This is a genomic window from Bacteroides sp. AM23-12, assembly GCF_003434395.1.
Taxonomy (GTDB): Bacteria; Bacteroidota; Bacteroidia; order Bacteroidales; family Bacteroidaceae; genus Bacteroides; species Bacteroides thetaiotaomicron.
On record NZ_QTLF01000019.1, the window covers coordinates 41,783 to 54,570 of the forward strand.

Sequence of the window (12,788 nt, forward strand, 5' to 3'; positions counted from 1 at the left end):
TTGTACCCGATTTTGCGATCAAATAGATTATTAATTAAATAACAGAATTATGAAAAAGAGTTTGTTGTATTTGTTTATGCTTATTTGTTCAGTCAGCCTTTTTACGGCTTGTAGTGATGACGACCCAGAAACTATTCGGGATGGTGAAATTGATGGAGTTTATTGGGGTAAGTTAGATGTTGATGCAGCTGGAGTTATTGAAGTTAATGATATAACACAAAAAGTATATATTTCTAAGACTGGTGAAAACCAAATTAAGATGGAGCTGAGAAACTTTAGTTTTCAGACATTGAATCTTGGTACTATTGCAGTAGAACAGATTTCTGTACAAAAAAATGGTAATAGTTATACTTTTGCAGGTAGTCAGAATATTACATTATTAGTTGGTGAATGTGCTGTAACAGTGAATGGAACTATTGAAGGTGATAAACTGGCAATGAATATAGCTGTTGTTGCTGGCGGAACTTTGAATGTGAAGGTTGATTTTGCAGGAACAAAACTGTCTGCAGATCAAAGTTCAGAGGCTGCGATCCAGAGCTTTGTAGTTAAGATAGGAGATGCGAATGTAGAGGGGAAAATAGATGGGAATAATATTAGTTTTATTATTCCAGATGGATTGGAGAACTTGACGTTTGCGCCTACTATTGTTATTTCTGATAAAGCAACAATAACTCCTGCTTCTGGAGTAGAACAAGATTTTTCATCTCCTGTAATATACACAGTGACTTCCGAAGATGGAATTGTAACTACTAAATATACAGTTTCTGTATCAGGTCAAATAAGAGATTTTGGATTCGATGAATGGGAGACTATCAAATCATCTACATCGGGTTCTACAGAACAATATGATGTTCCTAAAGGACTTTATGGTACTAGTAATCCGGGAATTATGACAATTAACGAGATGTTTGGTTCAAATCTTCCAGAGCTGTTCTCATATACAGTTTCTCCTGTAGAAGGACAAAGTGGTAAAGCAGCTAAATTGCAAACAGTTTATACTTACATGTTTTTAAATGGTATGGATTTTAATGCATTATTAGGAGGGTTGGTACCTTATGTAACAGCAGGCTCATTATTTACAGGTATCTTTAAAACTGATATGAATAATACTTTGAATAGTACAAAGTTTGGTGTTCCTTTTGTTGGGGAACCTGCTACTTTTACTGGCTATTATAAATATACTCCAGGGACAACATATTATAATAATAAAAATGAAGTCGTAGCTGATAAAACAGATGAATGTTCAATATATGCAGTTTTGTATGAAGAACTTTTGGATGAAGAGAATAACAACATTCCGTTGAATGGAGACTACAATGATCCTGATCTATATATTGGAAGCTCTAAACGTATTGTAATGAAGGCCGTTTTGGAAGATGGAACAGCGAAGAGTGATTGGACTAAGTTCTCTATCCCATTTAAATTATTGGAAGGGAAAAGTTATGATGCAACTAAAAAATATTATTTAGCTATTGTGTGTTCCTCAAGTGCTGAAGGAGACTACTTTATGGGCGCTCCTGGTAGTACCTTATTTATTGATAGTTTTACGGTAACACCTCAATAGTGTGTTGAGTATAAGAAATATATAACAGAAAAAGCCGTTAATTCCAATTGTATACATTAATGCAATTAAAATTAACGGCTTTTTTAGTTGTTTTTATTTAAATAAATTGTAGTGTTTTCTCTAGAACGCATATCCGAATCCTATATTCAAATAAATAGGATACATAGCGAATGAGATGGTATCAAAATCCTTTTTGAAGATATCGTTCAAGCCCCATGTTAAATCAGCATACACATTTAAATGTTTGAATGCTCTCCACTCACCGCCTAGTTGCAATCCCCATTGGAATTTACGCAGATTGTCAGAGAAATCATAAGTAGCAATGCTTTCACCAGTAAAATCTACTCGCGAACCTGTCTGATCCGGAGTACGCAAGTGACCTTCATATACATGTCCGGAGAAATTTCTTTCAATAAGATAAGATACATACGGACCTGCTGAGACTTTCCAACGTTTGCTTACTTTATAGTTGGCAACTACTGGGATAGTCAGATAAGAGTTTTTGACTTTAGTCTTTACGCCACCGGTCCATAAGCCTTGTAACTCTCCGCCGTTGGTGTTGATAATCTTCATTCCATAGTTCTTTACTGTAGCTTCTGTGGTCATATTCTTGTTTTCAAGTCGTACCCCTACAGTCATTCCCCATTTCGTGTCAAACCATTTAGTTGCGTTTCCTTCAATTGAAATGGCGAGGCCACCAGGGGCATAGCTATCTATTTTACGAATTTCTTCAGGTAGAGGCAATGGAGAAGTTCCTCCAATACTGAAACCCGCCTTGATTCCATATTCCCATCCGTGTAAATACGACCAGATGATACCTTGATTTCTTTCTTCTTGCGCCTGCGCTGAAAGTGTACTTACTAATAGTAGTACAGCTATAATATTGAGTAATTTATATCTTTTCATTTTCTTGTTTTTTTAGTCTTCGCAAATAAGTTCTACTTCATCGACATATAGTGTACTGCCCACTGCCCCTTTAAAATAAGCACCGTCTACACTGGACGAAAACACAATACCTAATTTGTATTCTCCATTCTTTAATTTGGTATCATCAATAACTCGTCCTTTTACCGGTTCGAAAGGAATTTCAAAATCAGTCCATTGATCTGATTCAACAACATCTTCCGGTTTAATTCGCGCTAATGATACTAACTTATCTGAAGTAAATACATCATCACCATTAAGCATGACAGAATTATTCTCAGCTTCATACATAACAGCATAAATATCACATTTGTCTCTTACACCCTCTTGTGGCTTTCCTTCTGCGGAATATACATCTCCTGCTTTAAATTTATAATGTCCTTTGAGCGTTTTAGGGCGTTTATCGAACTGGAAACCGAAATTAGTGGCTTTTCTAGGATTTGCCAACGCATTTCCTACTTCAAATGTTCCGATAAATAAGTTGCCGGCAGCAATATACATTTTTACGGATGCTCCAAAACTACCGGTATCACGAGTTTCCAGTTTAACTCCTTTACCTCTGAAACCATTGGCTATCTGTACAGTCGGGTAATCTGTTTTGGAGTTTGCCATACCTGTCAATTTAAAACCCGGATTACCACTTGACCATTGTAATACTTTAGATATTTCTTGTGAAGTGCCCGGCTGGAATTCATAAAAGATATCGTAGTCATTGGAAGGTAATAACTTTTCAAAGTTGAAAGAAGTAGGTAATTCTGCTAAAACGACCTTGACGGTATAAACAGGTTTCCATTGACCGTCTTCTGATGTGACAGTGAATTTCCGGGAATGTGGCTCTTCACTAAAGTCATATGTGGCTTCTGTATCTCCAGCAGCTTGATCATTTATTTTTATAGTGGCTCCTTCCGGAATTACAAATTCTAACTTTTGTTTGGACAAGTCAGCTCCCTTGTTTACATATACATTAATCAGCTTTGAGTCAGCATTGATGTTTGCTAATTGTACATCATCCCCTGTACAAGCATCAATGGCTGCTTCTGAGTTCAGTGCTTCATCCTGTATGCAGGAAGTTGCAGCACAAGCTAGTATGAAACAGGCTATTAAAGTCTTAATTTTCATGCGGTTTAATCTTTTTAGTTACTAATTCAGTCTCTTTATATAAAACTCGGGTGCAAAGTTAAGTTTCTTTTTGAAATCTAGCGCTCTGTTAGTGAGGTAATTCAATAAAATTAGTGCCTTTTATAAAAATAGTGTGGACTAAAAGATGAAAAAGGCTTTTGCTTAGTTTACTAATAATTCATTCCAAAATACCAAAGTGGGATAGATCGAATGGGTGCTATATTCGTGCTCGTACTCTTTAAATAACTTGTTGAAGTTTTCGTATAAGCAATCCATAGCTGAAGTGCATTTATCTGCAATGATGCGATAATTGCACAACAAAAGTGCAGTATTATGCATATTTCTGCACTTTTGTTGTGCAGAGAATTATCAAGGATTGCTCAATAGTAATTTAGCATCACTTTTGCTCTCATGCTCTAACAAACTGTCTGTATCCCTTTATTCATCGTGGTTTTCGGTGTGGTAGCAACTGTGGTAGCAGGTATGAGAGCAAATGCTTGCCCTCACTTTTCTAAATCCAATCTCTAACCTTTGTAGTATCTTCATTTTATTCCTGTAGTTCCAATGTCAATTTAGGATAAGACAACTAAATTAGTTTCCTCGTCTTGAAACTATAGTTTCAGCGAAGAGAAACCATAGTTCCAAAGGCTTGAAACCATAGTTCCAAAGGCTTGAAACTTTAGTTCCAACAGCTTGGAATCATTAGTTCAAGCGTTTGAAACTTTCTGAAACATCTGTCGATTGGATTCACTTTGACCGTATGTTTGGATTGACTCGACCATGTTAGTTATTTCAATTGACCAGTTCTTTTAGGAGAAGCATTGAATCATTTATTGGCTAATAATGTATGGGGTATCAGTCATTAATAGCTGAGATGTCAGATATTAACATCCTGTAAATCAAAAGATAGCAATGTAGAAACGATACTAGTCAGGACGAAACAGAGTGAGAGCAACCGTTTGCTCTCATACCTGCCACCACAGTTGCTACCACACCGAAAACTACGATGAATAAAGGGATACAGACAGTTTGTTAGGGCATGAGAGCAAAACTGCTGTCAAATTACTATGGAGGCTATTGTGGAAATTCTGATTAATAAATCTACAGATATTCCATACTTATATTTGAAAAATAGTATCTTTGCAGTGACTAACATTTTATAATGGGACGCAGGGAATCCTGCTTTTGATAAGTTGCAGGCATTTTTTGCTTGTAGCTTTCCTCATAGGCGGTTTCGTACCCCCGTGGGGAGTATGTAATGTACCTCCAGCGTCCTAAGATGTGTTAGTCAACGGGAAAGGCGAAACCGTTCTTTTTTGCCCCTTTATTAAACTTTTATCTTATGGATACTGAAAACGCTTTGACTAACGCGAAAGAAAGTCCCAATGAAATTTTTTTTGAAGAAGAAGCCCGTCTATGGGCAGAGGTGTATGGCAAGCAATCTGATAAGCCGGACCTTGAGTCTCTTCAACGTATGCTGGAGAATATGAACCATTTGTTGCTTAGCTTAGAACTTCCGTGGGAACGCTTTATTCCTATCTTATACCGAAGTTTTGCCCTTTATATGCGTCGTCCGGACGAAAATACAAATAATCGGAAAGCCTACCAACTGTCTGCCCAACTTATGGACTCTGTCGTTTACTTGTCACAGAATACTAACTTGATTCATCACATACACCTTTTCTGTAATATGCAGATTGCCGCTCTTGAAAAGCTAAAGAATGAAAAAGTAGAAATTGAGCAAACTGAAGATTAAACAAACAGAAAGTCAACCAATCTAAAGGTTACTTCGTTTTAAAAGAATCATACAAAGACTGAAAAGCCGAGTGCGATCTCCCATCGTACCCGGCTTTAATCTTATATGTTTAACCTAAAACCTATGAAACTTTTCTTTTATTAATCACACGCATTGCTGCTGTATAATATTCGCATGGAACAGAAATGAGTATACTGTTCAATCCATTGTCTTTCATTGATGCCTCGATATACGCTGCTTTCAATAAACTCTTTACGCTGGCTACTTCCCAGGGACTACCAGCAAAAACATTGACCTGAGAAACCTTTCTACTTGTAATCATATTCTTTTTGTGTTTTAATTGTTATGGCTGCAAATATAGGAAGTTGGATTTATAGATTAGAGCAATTTTGAGTCATAATAGTATAGAAATGATGCAATGATCTGATTTTAGCATAAATTGGTCAGTTTTTAGCATTGGAAAAAAGTGGAGAGAAAGGAGTGAAAGCTATATGCTAGTCGTCAGCCTTCTGATGATTTACCGGCTTATGTCCCATTTTCTCTTCAAAAAGTTCTTTTATTCAATTAAAATATATTTCTTTGCAATCATTAAAGACCTTTGGATATACTTAAACTATACGCATAAGCGCCATTAATATAGATCGAAATGACTGCAATTAATTTTAATTCGATATATACTACCTATTATAGGAGAGCATTCCTGTTTACCTTATCATACGTCCATAATGATTTGGTAGCTGAAGATATTGTATCGGAAGCAATCATTTATTTGTGGGAATTAAGTAAAAAACAGGAAATTCCGAGTATCGAAGCTGTATTAATCACTTATATACGTAGCAAGTCACTCAATTACCTGAAACATTTGCAGGTTCAGGAGAACGTCTACCAAAACCTGACAGATAAGGGACAACGGGAATTGGAAATCCGTATTTCAACCTTGGAAGCCTGTGATCCGAAGGAAGTTATGTCCGAAGAATTACGCTCAAAGGTGAAAACATTGTTGGCTGGTATGCCGGAAAAGACGCGCATTGCATTTATATCCGATCGTCTGGATGGAAAATCTCATAAAGAAATAGCTGAAGAATTGGGTATCAGTGTCAAAGGAGTGGAGTATCATATAAGCAAAGCTGTGAAGCTGCTGCGTGATAATCTGAAAGAGTATGCTCCTTTCCTGATATTTTTTATTTGATGATCTTGAAAATATCTTTTTCTCCTCTTTTTTTAATAACAGCAAAAAAAGTTGTATTTCTCACTAGGGATTATTTTTAGTGAGTGGTATTCTATATGAAAGGGGGAGCAAATATACTCCTGTTTATTACTTATAAAGTAACTCAACTTATAATATGAATCAGAATTTACTTTTAAAATATATATCCGGAAAAGCCTCTCAAAGGGAGAAAGAAGAAGTTGCAGCATGGATTGATGCCGATGCCGCTAATCTCAAAGAATTTATGTCACTCCGCAAAAGTTATGATGCACTTGTTTGGCAGGATGCGGATGAGTTGAAAACGGGGCGTGACAAGCTGCTTTCACTACGCACTTTTACGATGAAGGCGATGCGGATTGCGGCTATATTTGTTTTGGCTTTCGGATTAAGTTATATACTGATACAAACTCTGCAAAAGGAAAATGTAGAAATGCAGACCGTATATGTGCCTGCCGGACAACGTACGCAAGTGACGCTTGCTGACGGAACAATGGTATGGGTAAACGGAAAAAGTACGCTGACTTTTCCCAGTCAGTTCGCTTCCCGTACCCGTAAAGTGGAACTGGACGGGGAGGCCTATTTCGAAGTTCAGAAAGACCCGGAGAAACAGTTCATTGTTTCCACAGCCCATCAGTCTGCGATTAAAGTGTTGGGCACAAAGTTCAATGTAAAGGCGTATAGGGATTCCGAAGAGATTACTACCACTCTGATAGAAGGGAAAGTGCATTTCGAATTTAATAATACCGCACAGAAGCCTCAGTACATTACTATGGCACCCGGTCAGAAGCTGATCTATTATTCGCAGAGTGGAAAAACGGAGCTCTATACTACTTCCGGTGAGGGAGAACTGGCATGGAAGGATGGTATTATCGTCTTTAAGCAGACATCTTTGCAGGATGCTCTGGAGATTTTGGCAGACAGATATGATGTGGAATTTATCGTTCGACGCAATGTGCCCGATGATGACCTGTTCTCCGGGACATTCACGAGCAGGAGCCTGGAGCAGATACTGAATTATATAGAAGCTTCTTCGAAAATACGCTGGCGTTATCTGAACAGTGTACAAGGAAGTAAAGAGAAGATGAAGATAGAAATTTTTATTTAGTGTTATTAATAACCTTATTTCAAAAAAGCTTATTGCCATGAAAAACAAAGACCCTTGAAACTAAAAAAGATACGGGATGATATTGGTCGTATCTTCCCGTATTGAGCCCAGTAATCGTGAATCTACTTGTTTCCCGACAAGTATAACTACTAGTTTTTTAATTAAACTCGTTACAAATTTATGCAAAATTATTGTATCGTCCAATTTCTTGGAGGATTAAACCTTCTTAGGCGGTCTTCAAGGAAAATATCACTAACTATGAAGTTACTATTTATACTCATTGTCTGCTCATTCGGACTGGCATATGCGTCCGATGGATATGCGCAAAAGACTTCCATCACATTGAAGGCAAACGATTGTACCATAGAGGAAGTACTTCACAAAATCGAACTTGAGTCCGGATTCGGCTTTTTTGTAAACAGTAAGAATCTTGATTTGAAACGCAAGGTGTCGGTGTCAGTGTCTAATAAGAATATATTCCAGGTTCTGGAGCAAGTTTTTAAAGGTGTGGGCATCGAATATAAAGTTTTGGATAATAAAATAGTACTGGCTGCAAAAGAAAAAGACGTTGCACAACAGAGAAAAGAAAGACTTATTGCCGGCACGGTAAAAGATAAGAATGGAGAGCCGTTGATTGGTGTCTCTATCCGGGAGAAGAGTTCCGGTGAGGGAACCATCACCGATATGGATGGAAACTATAAGCTTTCCACTTCATCGGCGAATCCTGTTCTTGTATTTTCCTATGTAGGTTATCAGTCAAAAGAAGTACCCGTAAAAGGAAATGTTGCCAATGTGGTGCTAGAGGATGCGACGCAGGAACTGAATGAGGTGGTAGTGACGGCATTGGGTATCAAACGCTCGGAGAAGGCATTGTCATACAACGTGCAGCAGCTGAGCGGTGATGAACTGACTACTGTGAAAGATGCGAACTTCATCTCTTCTCTGAATGGTAAGGTGGCCGGTGTTAATATTAATTCGTCCAATACCACGGGAGGTGCTTCGCGTGTCGTGATGCGTGGTGTCAAATCTATCACTTCTTCCAATCTGGCGCTTTATGTGATCGACGGTGTACCGATGTATAACATGATGAATGGAGGTGGCGGTGGTATCTATGACCAGTCGGGTACGGATGGCGCTGCCGACATTAACCCGGAAGACATCGAATCTATCTCTATGCTGACCGGACCTTCTGCCGCAGCTCTGTATGGTAATGCTGCCGCTGCCGGTGTTGTGCTGATAACCACCAAGAAGGGGTCTGCGGACAAGACTTCTGTCACGGTCTCCAATAATACTACTTTCTCGAAGGTGTCAATGATGCCTGAGATGCAGAGCAAATATGGTAACCTGCCCAACAGCCTGGATAGCTGGGGACCGATTGTAAACAGTGACTACGATCCGCGTGACTTCTTCCAGACCGGAGCGAATGTCATTAACTCATTTGCTTTGTCAACCGGTAACAAGAAGAATCAGGCGTATTTGTCGGCTTCTACTACCAACACCACCAATATATTGCCCAACAGTGGATACAACCGCTATAATTTCACTGTCCGTAACACGACCAGTTTCCTGAAAGACAAGATGACACTCGATGCCGGTGCCAGTTATATTCTTCAGAATGACAAGAATATGATGTCGCAGGGTTATTACTATAATCCTCTGCCGGGACTTTACCGTTTCCCTCGTAGTGAGAATTTCGATGATGTACGTATGTTCGAACGTTATAATTCCGGTATGGACCTGATGGAGCAATACTGGCCTTACGGCGGTACTTCAAGTGGTCTTGCCAACCCCTACTGGATACAGAATCGCCAGTTGCGGGAGAATAAGAAGACCCGTTATATGATCAACGCTTCCCTCAAATATCAGTTGTTCGACTGGCTGGATGTGGTAGGACGTGTGAAAATAGATAATTATGATAATCGTAGTACTTATAAGGCATACGCTTCTACCGGCACACTGGTGTCGGGTGACCGTGGAACGTACAGTGACACCTCTACACAATCAAAGAACACGTATGCGGATGCGATTGCTACACTGAATAAGAGTTTTAACGACTGGTCGGTCAATGTCAACCTTGGTGTGTCACTGAGTGACAGTCGTTATGAAATGATCGGATATGAAGGCGGATTGAAACTTATCAATTTCTTTGCCGTCCACAATATCGATTTCAATAAAGCATGGAAAGCAAAACAGTCCGGCTGGCATGATCAGACACGCGCTATCTTTGCCAATGCGGAAATTGGTTGGAAATCGATGATCTATCTGACTGCTACCGGACGTAACGACTGGGATTCAAGACTGGCTTTCTCCGATTACAAGTCTTTCTTCTACCCGTCAATAGGACTTTCCGCCATTCTGACGAGTATGTTTAATGCTCCTGATTGGCTGACATACCTGAAAGTTCGCGGTTCGTACACTGAGGTAGGTAACTCTTACGGCCGCTTCATGACTACCGTTACTTACCCTTACGATGAACAGACACAGAGCTGGACCAGTACCTCTTCTTATCCGAACACGAAACTGAAACCGGAACGTACCAAGTCATGGGAAGTAGGTTTGGACGCACGTATCCTCAATGACATCAGTCTTAACTTGACCTATTATCGTTCCAATACTTATAATCAGACATTCTATGCGGACTTGTCGCTTTCTTCGGGATATTCTAATATTCCTATCCAAAGTGGAAACATCATGAACGAAGGTCTGGAAATGTCATTGGGTTATAACAAGCAGTGGAAAGATTTCTCTTTCAATACGAACTATACATTGACATGGAATAAGAACCGGGTAAAACGTTTGGCCGACGGTGTGTACAACTATGCCACCGGACAGCCTATCCAGATGCCGGAACTGTCTCCGCTTACTTATGGACATACGGATGCCCGTCTGATTTTGCGTGTCGGAGGATCAATGGGAGACGTATACGGACAACGTTTGCTCAAACGTGACTTGAATGGCTACATTCTCAATGAAGAAGGTGTCGGACTGGCTATGGAGAACAAAGAAACCTACTTAGGTTCTATTCTGCCTAAGATGAATATGGGCTGGAGTTTAGGATTCGGTTATAAGGGAGTTAATCTCGGCATGACTTTCACCGGACGTTTCGGAGGTATTGTTATCAGCGAGACGCAGTCCGTACTTGACGCTGCCGGTGTTTCCAAAGTCAGCGCGGACGTACGTGACGCAGGAGGCGTGCAGATTAATCAGAGCAAAGTCTCTGCACAGACTTACTATCAGACCATTCAGGGAACTGCGGCTTACTACACGTATAGCGCTACCAATGTACGACTCGGCGAACTTTCACTTAGCTATACATTGCCTAAAAAATGGTTTGACAATAAGGTCGGAATGACTGTTGGGCTGGTAGGAAAGAATTTATGGATGATTTATTGCAAGGCTCCTTTCGATCCGGAACTGACCACTTCTGCTGCATCTAACTTCTATCAGGGATTTGATGCCTATATGCTTCCGAGTACAAGAAATTTCGGATTCAATGTTAAATTTCAGTTTTAAATAATAAATAGGTATGAACAAGATAATAAAATATATCGGAGCAAGCGCAGTCGTATGTATGATGGCGGGGTGTACTACTAATTTTGACGATTTTAATACCAACCCTTATCAGCCTTCAAAAGTACCGGCAAGTAACTTACTGTCTACGATGTTTAACGTGTATGCTTGTCCGCAACAGAATGCTTGTCAGGAGATTAACTGTATGTGGGCCAGCTTTAGCGGTCAAGTGACTGCGACAGCTAACTGGAGCTTTGGAAAGAATGTCTTTGCTTATTATAATGCGTCCGAAGGGCACAATGACAGCTCATGGGGAAGACTCTACGGCTATATCTATCCTTCTTTCTTTCTGGTCGAGAACTCTACGGAAAAGAAAGGTGTCATTTATGCCATGGCTCAGTTAACCCGTGTTTATGGTATGCAGCTGCTCGCATCTTTGCAAGGTCCCATTCCTTACACACAGATGAAGGCCGGCGAAACGGAAGCCCCTTATGATAATGAGCAGACTGTATGGCATGCCATGTTTGACGATCTGGATAATGCGATTACCATTCTGAAGTCGGCGGCAACGTTCGGCGTAAATCAGGATTTGGCTGTGGTAGACCAGTTCTATAAAGGTGACTGTTCGAAGTGGCTGAAGTTTGCCAATACGCTGAAACTTCGGATGGCTATCCGCATCTCGGGAGTAGAACCGGAATATGCTCAGACCAAGGCGCAGGAAGCTGTACTTGGAGGTGTGATGGAAAGTGTGGGCGACAGTTCTTATGATACGACTAATGGCGGAATCAATGAAAACGGATATGCTATTGTCAGCGGATGGCCCGAAGTAAGAGCCAATGCCTGCCTTGTGTCGTACATGAACGGATATAACGATCCTCGCCGTCCTGCTTATTTTACTCCGCAGACTCAGACTGCTGCCGGTGGGTATGTAGGTGTCCGTTCGGGCTCGGCAGAAATACCCGAACCTACGGTATACGCCAACTATAGCAAACTCTTTATCGCTACCGACAAAACATTGCCACAACCGGTGATGTACGCTGCCGAAGCTGCTTTCCTGCGTGCGGAAGGAGCACTGAAAGGCTGGAATATGGGTGGAGATGCCAAGACTTTCTATGAGAAGGGAGTCCGATTGTCTTTTGAGGAATTTGGAGTATCGGGTGCCGATGATTATTTGGCTGACGCTACATCTGTACCGGGAAATTATGTGGATAATTTAATTGCCGGACATACCGGAAACAATTATACGAACCAGTCGTCCATCACGATCAAGTGGGAGGATGGAGCTGATGACGCGAAGAAACTGGAGAGGGTACTTACCCAGAAATGGATTGCCTGTTATCCCGACCCGATGAACGGATGGGCAGATTTCCGTCGGACAGGCTATCCCAGAATCTTCCCGGCAACTGAATCTATGAATGCCGATTGTAATACGGGGCGCGGACAACGCCGTCTTCATTTTACACGAAGTGAATACAATAACAATAAGGCGAATGTGGAAGCGGCCGTCAGTATGCTTAGCAATGGAAAAGATTCTAATGGAACTGATCTTTGGTGGGCAATGAAAGAAAATGGTACTTATTAATAGCTTAAATTAGGAATGACA

At 40.3% G+C, this 12,788-nt stretch carries 9 protein-coding genes; 6 read left to right on the forward strand and 3 right to left on the reverse strand.

Annotation, left to right across the window (positions count from 1 at the left end; translation table 11 throughout):
- The first annotated feature begins 49 nt into the window (after positions 1–49).
- A complete protein-coding gene (locus DW640_RS15460) occupies positions 50–1,564 on the forward strand; it encodes a PCMD domain-containing protein (RefSeq protein WP_008762680.1) in 1,515 nt (504 codons plus the stop codon).
- Between the two features lie 120 nt (positions 1,565–1,684).
- Here the strand turns inward: DW640_RS15460 and DW640_RS15465 are convergent, their stop codons facing one another.
- Both DW640_RS15465 and DW640_RS15470 read right to left on the reverse strand, forming a co-directional pair.
- Positions 1,685–2,470, reverse strand: a complete 786-nt coding sequence (locus DW640_RS15465) for a porin family protein (RefSeq protein ID WP_011108954.1) — start codon at positions 2,468–2,470, stop codon at positions 1,685–1,687.
- Between the two features lie 12 nt (positions 2,471–2,482).
- Positions 2,483–3,607, reverse strand: a complete 1,125-nt coding sequence (locus DW640_RS15470; protein ID WP_061473586.1) for a PCMD domain-containing protein — start codon at positions 3,605–3,607, stop codon at positions 2,483–2,485.
- A 1,342-nt stretch (positions 3,608–4,949) separates the two neighbouring features.
- Here DW640_RS15470 and DW640_RS15475 point away from each other — a divergent pair.
- Positions 4,950–5,363, forward strand: coding sequence for a hypothetical protein (locus DW640_RS15475; RefSeq protein ID WP_008762684.1), 414 nt, complete (start codon positions 4,950–4,952; stop codon positions 5,361–5,363).
- Positions 5,364–5,484: 121 nt separating this feature from the next.
- On the opposite strand, the gene DW640_RS15480 is transcribed toward DW640_RS15475, so the two are convergent.
- On the reverse strand, positions 5,485–5,685 hold the full coding sequence (locus DW640_RS15480) for a DUF2007-related protein (protein WP_008762685.1): 201 nt from the start codon (positions 5,683–5,685) through the stop codon (positions 5,485–5,487).
- A 324-nt stretch (positions 5,686–6,009) separates the two neighbouring features.
- On the opposite strand from DW640_RS15480, the gene DW640_RS15485 reads away from it, so the two are divergent.
- The 4 genes from DW640_RS15485 to DW640_RS15500 all read left to right on the forward strand — a co-directional run bounded on the left by DW640_RS15485 (position 6,010) and on the right by DW640_RS15500 (position 12,767).
- Complete coding sequence (locus DW640_RS15485; RefSeq protein ID WP_008762686.1) at positions 6,010–6,552, forward strand: RNA polymerase sigma-70 factor; 543 nt, start codon at positions 6,010–6,012, stop codon at positions 6,550–6,552.
- A gap of 154 nt (positions 6,553–6,706) precedes the next feature.
- Positions 6,707–7,675 (forward strand): FecR family protein, encoded by a 969-nt coding sequence (locus DW640_RS15490; RefSeq protein WP_008762687.1) that lies wholly within the window; start codon positions 6,707–6,709, stop codon positions 7,673–7,675.
- 258 nt (positions 7,676–7,933) lie between these two features.
- The gene (locus DW640_RS15495) at positions 7,934–11,188 is read left to right on the forward strand and encodes a SusC/RagA family TonB-linked outer membrane protein (RefSeq protein ID WP_199610396.1); all 3,255 of its coding nucleotides are present in this window, start codon (positions 7,934–7,936) and stop codon (positions 11,186–11,188) included.
- A gap of 13 nt (positions 11,189–11,201) precedes the next feature.
- The gene (locus DW640_RS15500) at positions 11,202–12,767 is read left to right on the forward strand and encodes a SusD/RagB family nutrient-binding outer membrane lipoprotein (protein ID WP_117578643.1); all 1,566 of its coding nucleotides are present in this window, start codon (positions 11,202–11,204) and stop codon (positions 12,765–12,767) included.
- The last annotated feature ends 21 nt before the right edge of the window (positions 12,768–12,788 follow it).